This is a genomic window from Novosphingobium sp. BAM6 (genome assembly GCF_057784955.1).
On sequence record NZ_JBYNTR010000001.1, the window covers coordinates 90,293 to 107,577 of the forward strand.

Consider the following 17,285-nt stretch of genomic DNA (forward strand, 5'->3'; position numbering starts at 1 on the left):
TGATCTGACAGGACTTGACCCTTGCGTGCCTGCGCCCCATGGCTCGGCGCATGAGCACCGTTTCCTCCGCTACGCCCTCTGCTTCCGATACGCTGGCCCGGCTTGAGGCGACTGTCGCGACCCGGCTTCAGGCCGACCCGGAGTCGAGTTACGTCGCGCGGCTGAAGGCCAAGGGGCTTGCCAAGATCGCGCAGAAAGTGGGCGAGGAGGGCGTCGAGACGGTGATCGCCGCGCTTGCCGAGGATGATGCGGCGCTGGTGGGCGAGGCGGCTGACCTGGTCTTCCACCTGATGGTGCTGCTGGGCATGCGCGAGGTGCCCTTCGCGGCGGTGCTGGCCGAACTCGATCGCCGCGAAGGCGTCTCGGGTCTCGCCGAAAAGGCCGCCCGCGTTCAGGGCTGACGCCCTCAGGACCAAGATTTCCTTCGGAGACCCCCGATGCCGATCGATCCCAAGCTGCCCTACGATGACCGTAACGTCTTCGCGCTGATCCTGCGCGGCGAGCTGCCGTGCAGCAAGGTCTACGAGGACGAGTTCGCGCTCGCCTTCAACGACATCCGCCCGCAGGCGCCGGTCCATGTGCTGGTGATCCCCAAGCAGCCATATGTTTCGTGGGACGACTTCACCGCCAAGGCCGACGATACCGAGATCGCCGGGTTCATGCGGGCGGTGGGCAACGTCACGCGGCAGCTCGAACTGGACACACCGGGCTATCGCCTGATGGTGAACATGGGCGGGCACGGCCATCAGGAAGTGCCGCATCTGCATGTCCACATCTTCGGCGGACGCCCGTTCTACCAGATGATCGCCGAATAACCTCCGTAATCCCCGGTTTTCCGACGAGTCGGGGCCTGTTTTCGCCGCGATGTCGCTGCGAGCGGCTCGCAGGCGCTAGGCAGGACTGCGACGAGCCGTTAAGCATCCGGTTAGCATGACAGACCAGCCCCTGCCTCCCGGCGGCCGGATCGACGGCGGCCTCCACCGCTTCGCCCTGCGCGTCTACTATGAAGACACCGACGCGGGCGGGGTGGTCTATCACGCGAATTACATCCGCTGGTTCGAGCGCGCCCGCTCCGATCTCGTCGAACTGCTGGGCATCGACCAGCGCGCGGCGATCGAGGGGGGCGTCGGCATGTATACCGTGGCGGAGATCGCGATCCGCTATCGCGCGCCGGGCAAGCTGGGCGATGCCGTGGTGATCGAGACCAGGCCGCTCAGCGTCGGGCGGGTCGCCTGCACGCTGCACCAGATCGCGCGGCGCGGCGAAACCGTGCTGGCGGAGGCCACCGTCAAGGTCGGATTCATCTCGCTCGAAGGAAAACCCGCACGCCAGCCCGAGGCATGGCTGCGCGCCTTCGTGCAACTCGCAGAGGCCCCATCAATCGCCGACGCGCAAGACGCGCGCGGCAGGGAAGGACAGGAATGACCATCGACTTGCTCGCCGCCGCTGCCTCGCTCGGCGATACCCCCGATCACCTCAACCCGGTGAAGCTGTTCGCCGATGCCGACATCGTCGTGAAGGCGATCATGATCGCGCTGCTGCTGGCCAGCGTGTGGGTGTGGATGATCATCGTCTCGTTCAGCCTGCGCATGGGCGCCACCAAGCGCCGCTCGGATACTTACGAGGAGCAGTTCTGGGAGGCCGAGAACTTCGAGACCTTCCAGCGCAGCCGCGACAAGGACAACGTGGCGGTGGGTCGCGTCGCCGGGGCAGGGCTGGCCGAATGGCGCCGTAACGCGGGCGCCAAGGGCCTCGATCTGGAAGGCGCGCGTCAGCGCATCGCCATGGCGCTCGGCTCGTCGGTGGGCGAGGAGGCGGACGATCTGGCCAACCGCCTGAACTTCCTGGCGACCGTGGGCTCGGTGGCGCCGTTCGTGGGTCTGTTCGGCACCGTGTGGGGCATCATGAACAGCTTCTTCCAGATCGGCCAGCAGCAGAATTCCTCGCTGGCGGTGGTCGCGCCGGGCATTTCGGAGGCGCTGTTCGCCACCGCCATCGGCCTGTTCGCGGCCATTCCGGCGGTGATCGCCTACAACCGTTTCTCGCACAAGGTGAACCTGTTCGAAGCGCGGATGCAGCGCTTTGCCGACCAGTTGCAGTCGGTCCTCACGCGCCAGCTGGAGCAGCGCTGATGGCGATGGGGATGAGCGGCGGCCGGGGCGGCGGCAGGCGAGGTCGCCGCGGTGGTTCCTCGCGCGCGCCGATGGCCGAGATCAACGTCACCCCGATGGTCGACGTGATGCTGGTGCTGCTGATCATCTTCATGGTGACGGCGCCGCTGCTGAAATCCGCCGTGCCGATCGCGCTGCCCGATACGCAGGCCAAGGCGATGTCGGGCGATTCCGATGCGATCACGCTCTCGATCGACGCTGACGGCAAGCTCTATTGGGAGAACGACGTGCTGGCCTCGGGCGAGCTGGCGGACCGCCTTGCAGCCCTGCCCAAGGATGCCGAGGGCAAGCTGCCGCAAGTTACACTGCGCGCCGACAAGAGCGTCGATTACGGCACTGTTGCCAAGGTGATGGGCGAGCTGGACCATGCCGGGATCACCCAGATCTCGCTGGTGAGCAACGTCAGCGGTACAGCTGACAGCGGTGGAAGTGTCAGCGGCGGTTCAGGCGCGTAAGCTAAGGGTTCGGACGATGGCGACGACACCCGTGGCGGGCAGGAACAGGCGCAAGTGGCGCAAGGAAGAGGTCGTCGGCCTCGCGGTGGCGCTTGTGCTGCACGCAGGGCTGGTCGCGGTGATCCTGATCAAGCCCGCGACGCCGCCCAAGCCGAGCGAGCCCAAGCCGGTCGAAGTGACGATCAGCACCGATATCGCGCAGACTTCGACCTCACCCGATCCCAAGGCGCAGGCCGCGCCCGATGTCGCGCCCGCGATCGGCGAGGAAGCGGCCGATGCAGCACCTGCCGAGCCGGAACCGGTTCCCGCGCCGCCCGTGCCGACGCCGCCGCAACCGAGGCCCGAACCGCGCCCGGTGCCCAAGCCGGTCGAGAAGCCTGAGCCCAAACCGGCACCCCGGCCCGTGCCAAAGCCGGTGCCCAAGCCCGCTCCGAAACCGGTCGGGCGGCCCCAGCCTAAACCTGAGCCCAAGCCGGTCGAGAAGCCGAAGCCGACGCCCAAGCCCGCCCCCAAGCCTGCTCCTCGCCACGAGGAGAAGGCGCCATCGAAGCCTGTCGCCAAACCCGCTGCCAAGCCGGGCAAGGGCGAGGCCGAGACCAAGGGTAATGCCAAGACGCCGCCCAAGAAGGCGGGCGGCAGTCTGGTCGGCGCGGACTTCCTCAAGGGGCTGGAAGGCGCAAAGGATCCGCAGGGCAAGGGCGCGCCCGCCGCGGCGATGAGCCCGCAGGTCGCCGCCTCGCTCGGCGCCACGATCCGTCGTCAGATCAAGCCGCACTGGCAGGCGCCGCAAGGTGCCGATGCCGACAAGCTGATAACCCGTATCCGCTTCCGCCTGAACCCGGACGGCACGCTCGACGGCGCACCGCAGGTGGTCTCGACCACCGGCGTCACCGCCTCGAACAAGGCGCAGGTGGAACGTCATCAGGAGATGGCCGTTCGTGCCGTAAGGCTGGCTGCGCCGTTCAACCTGCCGTCCGAATATTATTCGACCTGGAAAACCATAACCACCGACTTCGACAGGAAACTCTCGCAATGATCCCTCTTCGCCTTATCGCGCTCGGACTTGTCGCGAGCGTCTCGACTGCCGCGCTCGCCCAGTCGGCGCCGCTGACGCCGATGCCCGTGCCCAATGCCGCGCCTGCCCAATCTGCTTCTCAGCCCGCCGCTGGTCAGGATGACGGCGGCCTGCAGGTTACTGTCTCGGACGACAGCGCCTGGGAAAACCTCGGCATCGCGATCACCGCGTTTGCAACAGATGCCGACGTGCCGACCCGGACCAACGCGGGATCGACCGCGTCGCTCGGCCGGGCGGTTTCCTCGGTGATCGCCGACGACCTGAAGAACAACGGCCTGTTCAAGCCCTCGGGGCCGCAGGGCCTGCCGGACGTGGCCTACAGCCAGGTTCAGGCGCCGACCTATCCGGTCTGGTCCTCGCGCGGGGCGGACATGCTGGTGCAGGGTTTCGTGCGCGCTGGTGCCGACGGGCAGATCACCGTGGGCTGCTATCTCTATGACGTCGCGCTCAAGCAGATGCTCTCGAAGGGCGGCTGGCAGGTCGGCCCCGAGGACTGGCGCCGGGCGGCGCACAAGTGCTCGGACATGGTCTATTCGCGCCTGTCGGGCGAGAGCCCGTTCTTCGATTCGCGCATCGCTTTCATCGCCGAGAGCGGCCCCAAGGCGCACCGTATCAAGCGTCTGGCGGTGATGGATTCGGACGGCGCGAACTTGCGCTATCTCACCAGCGGGCAGGCGCTGGCGCTGACGCCGCGCTATTCGCCGGACTATTCCAAGCTGCTCTATCTTTCGTACCTCAACGGCGAGCCGAGCATCTACGTCTATGACCTGAACACCAATACCCAGCGCCTGATCAGCCGCTCGAAGAACCCGACTTTCGCGCCGCGCTGGTCGCCCGATGGCAAGTCGATCCTCTATTCGATGGCGACGGGCGGCAACACCAACATCTATCGCGTTTCCGCCGGCGGCGGCGCGCCGGTGCAGCTCACCAACGTTCCGGGCATCTCGATCGGCGGCAGCTATTCGCCCGACGGCAGCAGGATCGTGTTCGAGAGCGACCGCTCGGGCAACCAGCAGGTCTACGTGATGAACGCGGATGGCTCTAACCAGCACCGCATCACCTTCTTCGGCGGCAGCTCGGCCACGCCCGAATGGAGCCCGCGCGGCGACCTGATCGCCTTCACCCACATCGCGGGCAACCTGCGCGTGGCGGTGATGACGCCCGAAGGTCGCGACATGCGCTACCTCACCAATTCGTGGCAGGACGAGGCGCCCACCTGGTCGCCGAACGGACGCATCGTGCAGTTCTTCCGCACTGCCAAGGGATCGAGCGACGCCACGATCTGGCAGGTCGACCTGACCGGCCGCAACGAGCGCAAGCTGCCCACGCCCGGTGGCGCTTCGGACCCGGCCTGGGGGCCGATCCGTCCCTAAGGGCTCGTCCGTAGCGGTTAAAATGCCGTCCGTATTTCTGCCCGTATGAATTTTCGTGCGACTTGACTCTGTCGCACAGTGAACAAAACTCCGGTCCTGCGCGTTCACCGTGCAGGACCGCGCCTGAGAGGAGATTGAACCATGCCTTCCCAGATTTCCGCCGTTTCGCCTGCCGCCCCTTCCGCCACCGGCATGTCGCGCCGTACCCGCCTGATCGGCATGTCGCTGATGGTGGCGGGCGCGCTGACCGTTTCGGCCTGCTCGAAGAAGCCGCCCAAGGAACTGCCGCCGCAGCCGGTCGGCCCCGAGACCTCGATGCCCGCGAACACGCAGCCTGCCTATAACGGCCCGGTCAAGGGTTCGTCGGAAGACTTCATCGCCACGATGATGGGCGCCGACACGATCTACTTCGACACCAACAATTACGATGTCGATGCCGAGGATCAGGCCGCGCTCGCCAAGCAGGCACAGTGGATGATGCAGTATCCCAACACCCACGCCACCATCGAGGGGCACTGCGACGAGCGCGGCACCCGCGACTATAACCTCGCGCTGGGTGAGCGCCGCGCGAATGCGGCCAAGAACTACCTCGTGAGCCTGGGCGTTTCGCCCGACCGTCTGACCACCGTCAGCTACGGCAAGGAGCGCCCGATCGCGCTCGGCTCGACGCCGGATGCATGGGCGAAGAACCGCCGCGCTGTGACGGTCGTGATGAACTGAAGCTCTATGGGCAATGCCCATTAGGGCATTGCCTTGCGGCACCGGCCCACGCCCCCACCCTGCCACCCGACAATAGTACCCTATGGGGTGGCAGGGTGGGGGCGTGGGCAGGTGCCGCCAAACTCGGCCAAAAGCGGATTTTACAAAACAACAGCCCGGCGTGCGATCTGCGCAAGCCGGGCTGTTGCGTGGAAGGGGTTGCGTACCAAGGCCCTGAACGCGTATCGGCGCAGGGATGAGCCGCGCAACCCGAACCAACGACTGGGGCTTTCCCCGCTGGAGGCCCTACGGCGCCTCGCGCGAGGCAGCACAGGTTCGGCTCTGCGATCGCCACGGCTGCAACGATCCGGGTGACTGCCCCGCGCCCAAGAGCCCGAACAGCCGCGATCGCTGGTATTTCTGCCAGAAGCACGCCGCCGAATACAACGCCGGGTGGGACTACTTCGCCGGCCTCGACGCCGAGGAAGCCGCCGCGCGCGAAGCGGACGAGCAGGCCGAGACGGCGGGCTACAAGGAATCGGCGCACTACGGCTGGGCGAGTTCTGGCGACGGCACCCGCAGCCGTGACGAGCTGCGCGCGCTCGAAGCGCTCGGCCTCGATCCCGATGCGGACTTCGACGCGGTGCGCAAAGCCTGGCGCACCAGGGCCAAGGAAGTCCACCCCGACGTCAAGCCCAACGACCCGGAAGCCGCCAAGGCCTTCCAGACCTACCAACTCGCCTACGAAGTCCTGCGCGCCGCCGAGGACCGGCGCGAATGGAAGGGCTGAGGGGAAAGTCGAGAAACGTTTGCAGAAAGGCTGCCGCGATCCGTTTTCTGTGTATTCTGGTATGAGATCGCTCGCTATCGCTGCCGCGCTGCTGCTCGTGACAGGCTGCTCGGACGGCTGTTCCAACACGCCGATCGAAATCGTCGATAGTCCGGATGGACTACATTCGGCGGTATTGTTTCAGCGGGACTGTGGCGCGACCACGGGGTTTTCGACACAGGTCTCTGTTGTGGCGTCTCGGCAGAGACCTCTCCACGCAGGCAATGCATTTCGCGCCGATGACGACCATGGTGCCGCTGCGATAGGCCAATGGGGCGGTTCCTGGGCGCAGGCCCAGTGGCTGGCCGCAGATCACCTGCTCGTTCGCTATGCGGCCAAATCCCGCATCTTCAAGCAAGCGGGCTATGTGGACGGCGTGCGTATAACCTACCAGTCCATTCGCCGCTGAGTGCGTTCACTCCCGCGCCATCGCCAGCAGCCCCGGCAGCGCGGGGTTGAGGCTGTCCTCGCGCCAGACGATGGCCTGCGCGATTTCGGGGGCCGCCTCCAGATCGACGAAGCGCACGCCCGCGATGCCGAGCTTGCGCACCGAGGCGGGGACGAGCGCCACGCCGAGGCCCTCGGCTACAAGGCCGACGATGGTCTGCTGCAACTGCACTTCGAGGCGCACTTCGGGCTCGCCGCCGCCGAGGCGCACGTAGTTCTCGACCGTGCGGCGCAGGGTCGGGGCGACATCGGCCAACACGGCGATCAGCGGGCGGCCGGTGAAGTGGGCGGGGGCGAGAACAGGCTCCGTGGCCAGAGGGTGATCGGCAGGTATCGCGGCAACCAGCGGTTCGCGGTGGATCGTCGCGCTGGACAGGCCGGGAAGGTGACCGGGATCGAACGTCACGCCCGCATCGAGGCGCCCCTGCGCCACATCGACGAGCAACTGCTGCGGCACCGTTTCGCGAAGGTGCAGGCGCACCAGCGGATGCGCGGCCATGTAGCGCCGGGTCAGCGCGGGGACGAGGCCGTAGGCGGCGTGCATCATGAAGCCGACCGCGAGTTCGCCGATCTCGCCCGCTTCGGCGAGCCGCGCGTTGCGGCAGGCCTCGTCGAAGGTCGCCAGCGTGCGGCGAGCGTCGGCGGCGAACTGCGCGCCCGCCGGGGTCAGGCGGGCATGGCGGGAATTGCGCTCGACCAGCCGCACACCAAGGTCCGCCTCCAGCGCGGCGATCTGGCGGCTGAGCGGCGGCTGGCTGATGTGCAGCGCGCGCGCCGCTTGCCCGAAATGCAGCGTGCGGGCGAGTTCGACGAAGTAGCGCAACTGGCGCAGCTCGATCACTGATACGTCTCCGGCATCGGTCTGGTGACAAAACGGTATTGGAATGCATCAATCCGTCCGACTACGCCACGCCGGATTTTCCGTCGTACACCTGTCTGCCTGAATAAGGGGCGCCGTTCTCTCCCATGTCCGTCCTGTTCATCGTCCTGCCGATCTTCGCGCTGATCTTCGCCGGGTGGCTGTGCCGCCGCCTCGACGTGCTCGGCCCCAACGCCACGCGTGAGCTGAACCGCTTCGTGGTCTATCTCGCGCTGCCGGCGCTGCTGCTGGACATCGTTGCGAAGGCGAGCTGGTCGCAGATCTGGCAGCCGGGCTTCGTCGGCGCTTTCGGAATCGGCGTGGCGGTGATCTTCGTTGCCACCATCGCCATCCGTCTGCGTGCGCACGGCCTTGCCGATGCCGCGGTCGACGGGCTCAACGCGGCCTATGGCAACACCGGTTACATCGGTTTCCCGCTGGCCGCCGCCGTGCTGGGCGCAGGCGGCGCGACGCCGACGCTGGTCGCCTCGATCATCACGATCTGCATCCTGTTCGCCGTCGCTATCGTGCTGATCGAGGTGGGGTTGGAAGCCTCGCAGCCGCCGCATCGGATCGCGCAGAAAGTCGCGCGGTCGCTCGCACGCAACCCGCTGGTGATCGCGCCGGTGCTGGGCGCGGTGGTGCTGGCGGTGGGGCGTGGGCTTCCGGTGCCGGTCGACAGCTTCCTCAAGCTGCTGGGCGGCGCGGCGAGTCCTTGCGCGCTGGTGGCGCTGGGGCTGTTTCTGGCGGAGAAGCGCGAGGCCAAGGGAGGGGCAGGCGGCACCGTCATCTTGCTGACCGCGCTCAAGCTGCTGGTGCAGCCGGTGCTGACCTGGTGGCTGGCGACCCGCGTGTTCACGCTGGATCCGTTTCAGGTGCGCGCCGCCGTGCTGCTCGCCGCGCTGCCGACCGGGACCGGCCCGTTCATGCTCGCCGAGTTCTATCGTCGCGAGGCGGGGCTGACCGCAAAAGTCGTGCTCGCCTCCACCGTGGTCTCGCTGTTCACGATTACCGGCTACCTCGCCTTCGGGGGATAAGGGGCGGTTAGTGGGGGTAGCCCAGAACGAAAACGGGCGCCCGAGGATATTCCCGAGCGCCCGTTTTTCATTAGCCGAGTGCCGCAGCAGCCCTTACTTGGGCGAGAGCACCATCAGCATCTGGCGGCCTTCCATGCGCGGATAGGATTCCACCTTCGCCACTTCGGCGACGTCTTCCTGCACGCGGCGCAGCAGGTTCATGCCCAGCTGCTGGTGCGAAAGCTCGCGACCGCGGAAGCGCAGGGTGACCTTCACCTTGTCGCCATCGCCGATGAAACGCACGACGTTACGCATCTTGGTGTCGTAGTCGTGGTCGTCGATGTTCGGACGCATCTTGATCTCCTTGATCTCCTGCGTCTTCTGCGTCTTGCGCGCGGCATTGGCCTTTTTCTGGGCCTCATACCGGTACTTGCCGACATCGAGGAACTTGCACACCGGCGGATCGGCGTTGGGCGAGACCTCTACGAGGTCGAGGCCGAGGTCTGCCGCCTGTTCAATCGCCTGGCGCGTGTACATGACGCCGATGTTTTCGCCGTTCTCGTCGATAACACGGACCTTGTCGGTCTGGATCATGTGATTGTAGCGCGGTCCACTCTTGACCGGTGGCGTCATCATGCGCCGGGGTGGGGGTGCTATATGCGTTCTCCTGAACTGTTGTCGTCATGCCCGAAACATGCCCGTAACGCGGACAGACTCGGGACTTTGTGGATTCGGGCGTCATTAATGCGAATCACTCCCGCTCGCCAAGCAGGAAATCGGCCTTTTCGGCCACGCCAATCGATTAATTGCCCCGGTCGGAGCCCGACCTTGGCCCAATATGGGCCTTCAGGCCGCCGCGCGCCAGAGGGGGTAGCGTAAAATCCGCGAATTTGTGGCCACCAGCGCCTCGATTTCGCGCGCGGGCTGCATGGCGGAGAGGATCGCCGGATCGCCTGCATCCATGCCGCCGGTGAGCGCGCCGAAGGCGGGCAGGATCAGCCGGGTCTCGCTGCGGACCGCGCAGGGACGCACGATCCGCCGTCCGCGCGCTGTGAGTCGCAGGCGCGGGTGAAAATGCCCGGAAAGCTCGGGCAGGGTGCTGTCCGCTTCCGCCTGATGGCGCAGGGCAAGGCCGCCGGTCAGCACTTCTTCGGCCACCGTACCGCCGATCTCTGTGGGCAGGTGCGGGTCGTGGTTGCCGGTGATCCACACCCAGTCGAGCGCGCGGGTCAGTGCGGCGAGCATGCCCGCCGCATGTGGCTCCAGCCGGGCGGGGCCATCGGCATCGTGGAAATTGTCGCCCAGTGCGTAGACCCGCCGTGCGCCGGTCAGCCGGACCGCCTCGGCCAGCCGCTCCAGCGTGACGCGGCTGTCATAGGGGGGAAGCATCTGCCCGGTGCGCGCGAAGAAGCTGCCTTTCTCCAGATGCAGGTCCGCGATCAGCAGCGCGTTCTCATGCGGCCAGTAGACTGCCCCGGCATGGCCGCCCGCCGGCACCACGAGATGCATCTCGAAGGACTGGAACGAAAAGGGAACCATGGCTTTCCCTTGCCCCAGCGGATGTGTTTTGGCAAGCGCTTCAAGGGATTCTCAAGGAACGGACATGACCGACTGGACTGGCGCTCAGACGCGCGCACGCGAATGGTTCGAGGCTTTGCGCGATTCGATCTGCGCGGCCTTCGAGGCGATCGAGCGCGAGGCCGGTTCGGACGCGCGTTTCGAATACACGCCCTGGCAGCGTGAGGACGATGGCAGCGGCGGTGAGCCCGGTGGAGGCGTGCGCGGCCTGATGAAGGGCCGAGTGTTCGAGAAAGTCGGCGTCAACGTCTCGACCGTGGGCGGCACGTTCAACCCGCAGTTCGCTGCCTCGATCAACGGTGCCTCGGTGGAGCAGCCCGATTTTACCGCGACCGGGATCAGCCTTGTCGCCCACATGGCCAATCCGCAGGTGCCTGCCGTCCACATGAACACGCGCTTCCTGACCACCACGAAGGCGTGGTTCGGCGGCGGCGCCGATCTCAACCCGCCGCTGCCGCGCGAAGAGGACACCGCCGATTTCCACGCCGCCTTCAAGGCCGCGTGCGATCCGTTTGGCGAGGATCGCTATCCGCGCTTCAAGACCTGGGCGGACGACTATTTCTACATCCCCCACCGCAAGGTCCATCGCGGTGTCGGCGGGATCTTCTACGATCACCTCGAATGCGCCGACGATGCCGGGTTCGAGGCCGAGTTCGCTTTCACCCGCGCGGTGGGTGAGACGTTCCTCGACATCTTCCCGAAGATCGTGCGGCGGCGCATGGCCGAAAGCTTCACGCCTGCCGACAAGGCGGTGCAGCTGGAATGGCGCGGGCGCTATGCCGAGTTCAATCTCGTCCACGATCGCGGCACGCTGTTCGGCCTCAAGACCGGCGGCAATATCGACGCGATCCTGATGAGCCTGCCGCCCGAAGCGACCTGGGGCTGATATTTGGGGAGCTGAGAAAAGACCGGTCATGAACGCTGCGGGAGAGGATACGGACAGACCATGAGTTGGGTGACGCGCCACGTCTGGATTGCGAAGCCGGTGGCCTTCGCCGTGCGCCAGCGCCGCCGCGTGCGCCAGAGCGAGGCCGCGTTCATCGTGCTGGCGGTGATGGTCGGCCTTGCCGCGGGCTGGACGACGAACCTGCTGCGGGCTCTCGCGCACGGGATGCAGAAGGTGCTTTACGGCGTCACCGTCAACCGGGTGAGTGCGCTGGGGGAGATACACCATCCCTGGCGGCTGATCGCGCTGCCGATCGGCGGGGTGCTGCTGGTCGGCCTCTCGCTGCTGCTGCGCCGCCGTCGCGCGCCGATCGACGTGGTCGAGGCGAACGCGATGCATGGGGGGCGCATACCCTTCGCGGATAACCTCGTGATCGCGGTGCAGACGCTGTTCTCGAACGGCGCGGGCGCTTCGGTGGGGCTGGAGGCGGCCTATGCGCAGATGGGCGGCGGCATGGGTTCGTGGCTGGGGCAGTGGTTCAACCTGCGCCGCGCGGACATGCGCATTCTGGTGGGCGCCGGCGCCGGCGCGGCCATCGGCGCGGCGTTCGGCGCCCCGATCACCGGGGCGTTCTATGCCTTCGAGATCATCATCGGCACCTATGCCCCTGCCGGGCTGGCGCCGGTCATGGCGGCCTCGCTTTCGGCCGTGTTCATTTCCAAGATCCTCGGCGCGCAGCCTTATCTGATCGCGACGACGGCGGAACGGATCATCAGCCTTCGCGAATATGCGGCCTATGCGGTGCTGGGCCTTGCCTGCGCGGGCGTCGGGATCGTCGTGATGCGGCTGGTGACATTTGCCGAGATCAACGTGCAGGGGCGCCTGAAGCTGGGGCGCTATCGTCCGCTGGTGGGCGGCGTGCTGCTGATCCCGCTGGCGCTGATCTCGCCGCAGGTGCTTTCGGCGGGGCACGGGGCGATGCACCTCAATCTGGCGATGGTGCCGCCGCTGCAGTTTCTGCTGATGATCCTCGTGCTCAAGATGCTCGCCTGCACGATTTCGCTCAGCTTCGGTTTCCGTGGCGGCCTGTTCTTCGCCTCGCTGTTCCTCGGCTCGATCACCGGGCAGATCTTTGCCGATCTGATCGAGATGCTGCCGCTGGGTATATCGCTCGACCATACCGACGCCGCGCTGGTGGGCATGGCGGCGGTCAGCGTGTCGATCGTCGGCGGCCCGATGACGCTGACGATGCTGATGCTGGAGACCACCCACGATTTCGCGCTGATGGGGCTGGTGCTGACCGCTTCGCTGATTTCCAGCGCGATCACCCGGCAGGTCTTCGGCTATTCGTTCTCGACCTGGCGCCTGCATCTGCGCGGGTCGGTGATCCGGGGGCCACGCGACATCGGCTGGATGCTGAAACTCTCGGCCGGGCGGATCATGCGCACCGACTGGAGCGCCATTCCCGGCGATATGACCCTGGCGCAGGCACGCGAGCGCATTCGCCTGGGTTCGACCAAGAAGGTCATCGTTACCGACGAGGACGGGCGCTATCTCGGCATTGCGATCACCGCTGCCGTCCACGATCCGGCGGCGGACGAGGAGGCGAGCGTGGCTTCGGTCGCGCGTCTGGAGGAGGTCACGCTGTCTCCCGCCACGGGCATCCGCGAGACGCTGGAGACGTTCGACAATGCCGGGGCGGATGAAATCGCGGTGGTCGACGGGGTGGGACGGGTGCTCGGGATCGTCACCGAAGCCCACGCCCGCCGCCGCTATTTCGAGGAAATGGAAACCTTCCAGCGCGAGCTTTACGGGGAGTCGTAAGCGGGATTTACCGTGCGTCTGTGCTGTTCCCGTCCCCGCCTTCACGCTGCTCGAAGTGCCTGTCCACCAGCATGTCGATGGCATCGACGATACGCGGCCGGGCGCGCGGATCGGCGCGCATCAGATCCTTGATATCCAGTTCGCGGTCGAGTTCGACGCCGAAGGTCTTGCCGTCGCTCCAGCACACCGCGCCGCGGATACGCAGCGAGGAGGGCAGGCGCAGGCTCACTTCCTCGCCGGCGCTGGGCATGGCGACCTGCGGGGCGATGCACATGCCGTGTGCCGAGACATTGCGGATGATGACCTCCTGCTCGGGCAGGTCGCGGCCGCTGAGCAGGGCCTTGATCAGCGTGCGCTGGCGCGGTTCGGGGGTGCGCCGCTCGCTGTCCTCGGCGCTTTCCATGCGCACGAGGGCAAGGGTCGGGTTCATCACGCCCAGCACGTCGTGAACGAAGGCATGGGTGGGCAGCGCGGCGGACAGCGTGGCGGCCAGCGGAAGGGCGGGAAGGTCGGAAGCGGCCATGAAAGTCAGGGTGTCTGCGGCATCGATCGGGCTGCGGTCCATCGAGGGGCTCCTGTGGTGGGGAAGATCGGAGGCACGGGGAGAAGCGGACTGGACCGCCCCTGAAAGGGGGACAACCACACCAGAACGTTGGGCGGCGGATGTATCTTCGGCTGTCTGCATGTTGGTCATCGAAAAACCCCCGTGGCAGGCGAGGAAGGTCTCGCCCGGACCGGATGACGATGCACCTGCACGTGTTGGGACGCTGCTAACGGGCGAACCGTTAAAATGCGTAAAGCAATCGATTAAAGGCTCCGTTTACGAACGATTGCGTGCAAAAAGTGCAATTCTGTCGCTTGCCTCTTGTCGCGGACGCAAAAATCCTGACATGCTGGCCCGTACCCATGCTGCGCCAATACGAACTCGTCGAACGCGTCCTTGAATACGCACCGGAGGCCGATGAGGGCCTTCTCAACCGTGCCTATGTCTATACCGTGCAGAAGCACGGCAGTCAGAAGCGCGCCAGCGGTGATCCCTATTTCAGCCACCCGGTCGAAGTGGCGGGCCTGATGACCGAGCTGAAGCTCGATCAGCAGACGATCATCACCGCGCTGCTCCACGATACGGTGGAGGATACCCTCGCCACCATCGACGAGATCGAGAAGCTGTTCGGGGCCGATGTCGCGCGGCTGGTCGATGGTGTCACCAAGCTCTCGAAGATCGAGGCGATGGGCGAGAACGAGCGCGCGGCGGAGAACCTGCGCAAGTTCCTGCTGGCGATGAGCGAGGACTTGCGCGTCCTGCTCGTCAAGCTGGCCGACCGCCTGCACAACATGCGCACGCTCCACTTCATCAAGAAGCCGGAGAAGCGCCAGCGCATCGCGCGTGAGACCATGGAGATCTACGCGCCGCTGGCCGAGCGCGTGGGCATGTACGAATACATGCGCGAGATGCAGATGCTCGCCTTCGAGCAGCTGGAGCCCGAAGGCTATGCCACGATCACCGGGCGCCTCGCGCAGATCCGTAGCGAGGAAGGCGGGCAGGTCGATGCCATCGCGCTTGCCATCAAGCAGGCGCTCGCCGAAGTCGGCATGAACGTCGAGGTTTCGGGGCGCGAGAAGCATCCGTACTCGATCTGGCGCAAGATGAAGGAGCGCCACGTCTCCTTCGAGCAGATCACCGACATCATGGCCTTCCGCGTGCTCGTGGACGACGAGGACGACTGTTACCGGGCGCTGGGTGTGCTGCACCGGCACTGGCAGATGATCCCCGGGCGCTTCAAGGACTACATCTCCACCCCCAAGACCAACGGTTACCAGTCGCTGCACACAGCGCTGATCTTCGAGAACTCGATGCGCATGGAAGTGCAGGTTCGCACGCGCGAGATGCATCGCCTCAACGAATACGGCCTTGCCGCGCACTGGGCCTACAAGCAGGGCGGCGTGCGTCCCGACGGGCAGGTGGGCTGGCTGCGCGACCTGATCGAGATCGTCGATTCCTCGCACGATGCCGAGGAACTGCTCGAAAACACCAAGATGGCGATCTACCAGGACCGCATCTTCGCCTTCACGCCCAAGGGCGCGCTTTACCAGTTGCCGCGTGGATCGACCGCGGTGGACTTCGCCTATGCGGTTCACACCAATCTCGGCAATGCGGCGGTCGGCGCCAAGATCAACGGGCGGCACATGCCGCTGCGCACGCGGCTGAACAACGGCGACGTGATCGAGATCATCAAGAGCGCCACGTCCGAGCCGCAGCTCTCGTGGCTGGCCTTCGTGGTCAGTGGCAAGGCCCGCGCCGCCATTCGCCGCGCGGTGCGCGCCAAGGAACGCGCCGAAGTGGCCGAGATCGGCGCAAAGCTGTTCGACGAACTGGTCGGCCACATGCCGGGCCGGATCGGCAAGAAGGCGACCCAGGGCGCGGTCGAGCGGCTGGGCCTGCGCGACGAGGAAGACCTGATGTTCGCCATCGGCTCGGCCCGCTTCACCGACCGCGAGGTGATGGAAGCGCTGATGCCCGGCAGCACCGAGCAGCTTCCCGAAATGCCCGAATGGACCCGCAGCGAACGGGCAATCTCGATCCGGGGCCTGACGCCGGGCATGGGTTTCGAGCTGGCGAAGTGCTGCCACCCGGTGCCGGGCGACCGCATCGTCGGGCTGCGCAGCCCCGATCACAAGGTGGAAGTCCACGCCATCGACTGCCCGACGCTGGCCGATCATGCCGATGCCGAATGGCTGGACCTGTCGTGGGGCGAGCGGACCACCGGAGCGGTCGGCCGCCTGCGGCTGGTGCTCTACAACCGACCCGGCACATTGGCCGAAGTGACCGAGATTCTCGCACGCTATCGCGCCAACATCGTCAACCTGCAGATGTACCAGCGCGACGATCCGTTCGGCACCTATGATGTCGAACTGGAAGTGAGCGATCTGGCGCACCTCACCCGCATCGTCGGCTCGCTGCGCGCCAGCGAAGCGGTGGCGGACGCGGAGCGACTTTAGGGAATACCCGCTTTTCCGGTTTCAGGAGGGCTTCCGGCAGATGTCGGAGGCCCTCCTTTGTGCAATCTATTGCACTTGATTCTCATTATAATGTGTAAGAGAAGCGGGGCCGTCCCAAGCCACTACACAGATGAAAGGGCATCGAACACATGCCTAGCCTGAACGATGAGATGAAGCGCTTCCTGGCCGTGCAGCTGCCGATCCAGTCGACCGTCAGCAAGGACGGGCTGCCCGATATCGGCCCCAAGCGCTCGCTGCGGGTCTATGACGATACGACGCTGATCTATAACGAGAATACCGGCGGCCAGACGCTTCAGAACTTGCGCGACGGGTCGAAGATGGCGATCGCCGTGATCGATCGCGAGGCGCTGGACGGCTATCGCTTCGTGGGTTCGCCCGAGATTTTCTCGGAAGGCGAGCCTTTCGACAAAGCCTGTGCCTTTGCCGAGACCGCTGGGATGAAGACACCGAAGTTCGCCGTGCTGATCCACATCGACGAGATCTACACGCTGCGGTCGGGGCCGACGGCAGGCACCAAGCTTCCCGCGTGAGAATGCTTGCGTAACAGCGGCGGAGAGGGAGGCTGCGGGCCTCCCTCTCCGCCGCGATGTAGTCAGGCTCTAAACATTCACGCCCTGTGCGGCGCGAACAGGATCACACCCGCGCCCAGCAGGCAAAGCGCGGCGCCCGCCAGATCCCAGCGGTCAGGGCGCACGCCCTCGGCCTGCCACAGCCACAGCAGCGCGCAAGTGATGTAGATCCCGCCGTATGCGGCGTAGGCGCGGCCCGCCTCGTCGGCATCGACGCGCGTGAGCAGCCAGGCGAACAGCGCCAGTGAAAGGCATCCCGGCACCAGCCACAGCGGCGAGCGGTCCATTCGCAACCACGCCCAGAAGGCGAAGCAGCCGCCGATTTCGGCCAGCGCGGCCAGCCCATAGATCAGGATCGAAAGCATCCCCCTGCCTGACAGGGCAGGGGGCGCTTGTCCAATTTCCAGAGCGGTTCCCGATCCGATTGAATCGGATCAACCGCTTTCGGTTTGCGGTCTGCCGCATTTTCCGAGTCATCAGGTG

At 65.9% G+C, this 17,285-nt stretch carries 20 protein-coding genes; 15 read left to right on the forward strand and 5 right to left on the reverse strand.

What is annotated here, in order from left to right; genetic code table 11:
- Nucleotides 1-50 precede the first annotated feature (50 nt).
- The 10 genes from AC3EC3_RS00525 (at nucleotide 51) to AC3EC3_RS00570 (ending at nucleotide 7,011) form a co-directional block, all read left to right on the forward strand.
- Complete coding sequence (locus AC3EC3_RS00525) at nucleotides 51-401, forward strand: phosphoribosyl-ATP diphosphatase (protein ID WP_488487793.1); 351 nt, start codon at nucleotides 51-53, stop codon at nucleotides 399-401.
- A gap of 36 nt (nucleotides 402-437) precedes the next feature.
- Nucleotides 438-815, forward strand: coding sequence for a histidine triad nucleotide-binding protein (locus AC3EC3_RS00530; RefSeq protein WP_488487794.1), 378 nt, complete (start codon nucleotides 438-440; stop codon nucleotides 813-815).
- Between the two features lie 115 nt (nucleotides 816-930).
- Nucleotides 931-1,425, forward strand: coding sequence for a YbgC/FadM family acyl-CoA thioesterase (locus AC3EC3_RS00535; RefSeq protein WP_260926923.1), 495 nt, complete (start codon nucleotides 931-933; stop codon nucleotides 1,423-1,425).
- The gene (tolQ, locus tag AC3EC3_RS00540; protein WP_260926925.1) at nucleotides 1,422-2,132 is read left to right on the forward strand and encodes a protein TolQ; all 711 of its coding nucleotides are present in this window, start codon (nucleotides 1,422-1,424) and stop codon (nucleotides 2,130-2,132) included. Before AC3EC3_RS00535 ends, tolQ begins: the two co-directional genes overlap by 4 nt.
- Nucleotides 2,132-2,626 carry an ExbD/TolR family protein gene (locus AC3EC3_RS00545; RefSeq protein WP_488487795.1) on the forward strand — a complete coding sequence of 165 codons (495 nt, stop codon included), beginning with the start codon at nucleotides 2,132-2,134 and terminating at the stop codon, nucleotides 2,624-2,626. The genes tolQ and AC3EC3_RS00545 overlap by 1 nt, the downstream gene beginning before the upstream one ends.
- A gap of 16 nt (nucleotides 2,627-2,642) precedes the next feature.
- Nucleotides 2,643-3,662 carry a hypothetical protein gene (locus AC3EC3_RS00550; RefSeq protein WP_488487796.1) on the forward strand — a complete coding sequence of 340 codons (1,020 nt, stop codon included), beginning with the start codon at nucleotides 2,643-2,645 and terminating at the stop codon, nucleotides 3,660-3,662.
- Entirely contained in the window at nucleotides 3,659-5,074 is a 1,416-nt protein-coding gene (gene tolB, locus AC3EC3_RS00555; protein WP_488487797.1) for a Tol-Pal system beta propeller repeat protein TolB, read from the forward strand. The genes AC3EC3_RS00550 and tolB overlap by 4 nt, the downstream gene beginning before the upstream one ends.
- A 192-nt stretch (nucleotides 5,075-5,266) precedes the next feature.
- The gene (pal, locus tag AC3EC3_RS00560; protein WP_260927829.1) at nucleotides 5,267-5,794 is read left to right on the forward strand and encodes a peptidoglycan-associated lipoprotein Pal; all 528 of its coding nucleotides are present in this window, start codon (nucleotides 5,267-5,269) and stop codon (nucleotides 5,792-5,794) included.
- Between the two features lie 235 nt (nucleotides 5,795-6,029).
- Nucleotides 6,030-6,563, forward strand: a complete 534-nt coding sequence (locus tag AC3EC3_RS00565) for a J domain-containing protein (protein WP_488487798.1) — start codon at nucleotides 6,030-6,032, stop codon at nucleotides 6,561-6,563.
- A 61-nt stretch (nucleotides 6,564-6,624) separates the two neighbouring features.
- Nucleotides 6,625-7,011 carry a hypothetical protein gene (locus AC3EC3_RS00570; protein WP_488487799.1) on the forward strand — a complete coding sequence of 129 codons (387 nt, stop codon included), beginning with the start codon at nucleotides 6,625-6,627 and terminating at the stop codon, nucleotides 7,009-7,011.
- 6 nt (nucleotides 7,012-7,017) lie between these two features.
- Here AC3EC3_RS00570 and AC3EC3_RS00575 read toward each other — a convergent pair whose 3' ends face one another.
- A complete protein-coding gene (locus AC3EC3_RS00575) occupies nucleotides 7,018-7,890 on the reverse strand; it encodes a LysR family transcriptional regulator (protein WP_488487800.1) in 873 nt (290 codons plus the stop codon).
- A gap of 125 nt (nucleotides 7,891-8,015) precedes the next feature.
- On the opposite strand from AC3EC3_RS00575, the gene AC3EC3_RS00580 reads away from it, so the two are divergent.
- Nucleotides 8,016-8,945 carry an AEC family transporter gene (locus tag AC3EC3_RS00580; protein WP_488487801.1) on the forward strand — a complete coding sequence of 310 codons (930 nt, stop codon included), beginning with the start codon at nucleotides 8,016-8,018 and terminating at the stop codon, nucleotides 8,943-8,945.
- Between the two features lie 93 nt (nucleotides 8,946-9,038).
- Here AC3EC3_RS00580 and infC read toward each other — a convergent pair whose 3' ends face one another.
- Both infC and pdeM read right to left on the reverse strand, forming a co-directional pair.
- Nucleotides 9,039-9,560, reverse strand: a complete 522-nt coding sequence (gene infC, locus AC3EC3_RS00585) for a translation initiation factor IF-3 (protein WP_260926938.1) — start codon at nucleotides 9,558-9,560, stop codon at nucleotides 9,039-9,041.
- Between the two features lie 210 nt (nucleotides 9,561-9,770).
- On the reverse strand, nucleotides 9,771-10,463 hold the full coding sequence (gene pdeM, locus AC3EC3_RS00590) for a ligase-associated DNA damage response endonuclease PdeM (RefSeq protein ID WP_488487802.1): 693 nt from the start codon (nucleotides 10,461-10,463) through the stop codon (nucleotides 9,771-9,773).
- Between the two features lie 64 nt (nucleotides 10,464-10,527).
- Between pdeM and hemF the strand changes: the two genes are divergently transcribed.
- Together hemF and AC3EC3_RS00600 are read left to right on the forward strand one after the other, a co-directional pair.
- A complete protein-coding gene (hemF, locus tag AC3EC3_RS00595) occupies nucleotides 10,528-11,388 on the forward strand; it encodes an oxygen-dependent coproporphyrinogen oxidase (RefSeq protein WP_488487803.1) in 861 nt (286 codons plus the stop codon).
- A 60-nt stretch (nucleotides 11,389-11,448) separates the two neighbouring features.
- Nucleotides 11,449-13,212 carry a chloride channel protein gene (locus AC3EC3_RS00600; RefSeq protein WP_488487804.1) on the forward strand — a complete coding sequence of 588 codons (1,764 nt, stop codon included), beginning with the start codon at nucleotides 11,449-11,451 and terminating at the stop codon, nucleotides 13,210-13,212.
- A 7-nt stretch (nucleotides 13,213-13,219) separates the two neighbouring features.
- On the opposite strand, the gene AC3EC3_RS00605 is transcribed toward AC3EC3_RS00600, so the two are convergent.
- Nucleotides 13,220-13,777: a PilZ domain-containing protein gene (locus tag AC3EC3_RS00605; protein ID WP_488487805.1), complete on the reverse strand. Its 558-nt coding sequence runs from the start codon at nucleotides 13,775-13,777 to the stop codon at nucleotides 13,220-13,222.
- Nucleotides 13,778-14,118: 341 nt separating this feature from the next.
- On the opposite strand from AC3EC3_RS00605, the gene AC3EC3_RS00610 reads away from it, so the two are divergent.
- Nucleotides 14,119-16,212, forward strand: a complete 2,094-nt coding sequence (locus AC3EC3_RS00610) for a RelA/SpoT family protein (protein ID WP_488487806.1) — start codon at nucleotides 14,119-14,121, stop codon at nucleotides 16,210-16,212.
- A gap of 149 nt (nucleotides 16,213-16,361) precedes the next feature.
- Nucleotides 16,362-16,763, forward strand: coding sequence for a pyridoxamine 5'-phosphate oxidase family protein (locus AC3EC3_RS00615; protein WP_488487807.1), 402 nt, complete (start codon nucleotides 16,362-16,364; stop codon nucleotides 16,761-16,763).
- 77 nt (nucleotides 16,764-16,840) lie between these two features.
- Here the strand turns inward: AC3EC3_RS00615 and AC3EC3_RS00620 are convergent, their stop codons facing one another.
- Complete coding sequence (locus tag AC3EC3_RS00620) at nucleotides 16,841-17,167, reverse strand: YnfA family protein (RefSeq protein ID WP_488487808.1); 327 nt, start codon at nucleotides 17,165-17,167, stop codon at nucleotides 16,841-16,843.
- Nucleotides 17,168-17,285: the final 118 nt, after the last annotated feature.

Excerpts from the sequence above, each read along its gene's own strand:
- AC3EC3_RS00525 (WP_488487793.1), top strand. The coding sequence starts at position 51 with ATGAGCACCGTTTCCTCCGCTACGCCCTCTGCTTCCGATACGCTGGCC.
- AC3EC3_RS00530 (WP_488487794.1), top strand. The coding sequence starts at position 438 with ATGCCGATCGATCCCAAGCTGCCCTACGATGACCGTAACGTCTTCGCG.
- AC3EC3_RS00535 (WP_260926923.1), top strand. The coding sequence starts at position 931 with ATGACAGACCAGCCCCTGCCTCCCGGCGGCCGGATCGACGGCGGCCTC.
- tolQ (WP_260926925.1), top strand. The coding sequence starts at position 1,422 with ATGACCATCGACTTGCTCGCCGCCGCTGCCTCGCTCGGCGATACCCCC.
- AC3EC3_RS00545 (WP_488487795.1), top strand. The coding sequence starts at position 2,132 with ATGGCGATGGGGATGAGCGGCGGCCGGGGCGGCGGCAGGCGAGGTCGC.
- AC3EC3_RS00550 (WP_488487796.1), top strand. The coding sequence starts at position 2,643 with ATGGCGACGACACCCGTGGCGGGCAGGAACAGGCGCAAGTGGCGCAAG.
- tolB (WP_488487797.1), top strand. The coding sequence starts at position 3,659 with ATGATCCCTCTTCGCCTTATCGCGCTCGGACTTGTCGCGAGCGTCTCG.
- pal (WP_260927829.1), top strand. The coding sequence starts at position 5,267 with ATGTCGCGCCGTACCCGCCTGATCGGCATGTCGCTGATGGTGGCGGGC.
- AC3EC3_RS00565 (WP_488487798.1), top strand. The coding sequence starts at position 6,030 with ATGAGCCGCGCAACCCGAACCAACGACTGGGGCTTTCCCCGCTGGAGG.
- AC3EC3_RS00570 (WP_488487799.1), top strand. The coding sequence starts at position 6,625 with ATGAGATCGCTCGCTATCGCTGCCGCGCTGCTGCTCGTGACAGGCTGC.
- AC3EC3_RS00580 (WP_488487801.1), top strand. The coding sequence starts at position 8,016 with ATGTCCGTCCTGTTCATCGTCCTGCCGATCTTCGCGCTGATCTTCGCC.
- infC (WP_260926938.1), bottom strand. The coding sequence starts at position 9,560 with ATGATGACGCCACCGGTCAAGAGTGGACCGCGCTACAATCACATGATC.
- pdeM (WP_488487802.1), bottom strand. The coding sequence starts at position 10,463 with ATGGTTCCCTTTTCGTTCCAGTCCTTCGAGATGCATCTCGTGGTGCCG.
- hemF (WP_488487803.1), top strand. The coding sequence starts at position 10,528 with ATGACCGACTGGACTGGCGCTCAGACGCGCGCACGCGAATGGTTCGAG.
- AC3EC3_RS00600 (WP_488487804.1), top strand. The coding sequence starts at position 11,449 with ATGAGTTGGGTGACGCGCCACGTCTGGATTGCGAAGCCGGTGGCCTTC.
- AC3EC3_RS00605 (WP_488487805.1), bottom strand. The coding sequence starts at position 13,777 with ATGGACCGCAGCCCGATCGATGCCGCAGACACCCTGACTTTCATGGCC.
- AC3EC3_RS00610 (WP_488487806.1), top strand. The coding sequence starts at position 14,119 with ATGCTGCGCCAATACGAACTCGTCGAACGCGTCCTTGAATACGCACCG.
- AC3EC3_RS00615 (WP_488487807.1), top strand. The coding sequence starts at position 16,362 with ATGCCTAGCCTGAACGATGAGATGAAGCGCTTCCTGGCCGTGCAGCTG.
- AC3EC3_RS00620 (WP_488487808.1), bottom strand. The coding sequence starts at position 17,167 with ATGCTTTCGATCCTGATCTATGGGCTGGCCGCGCTGGCCGAAATCGGC.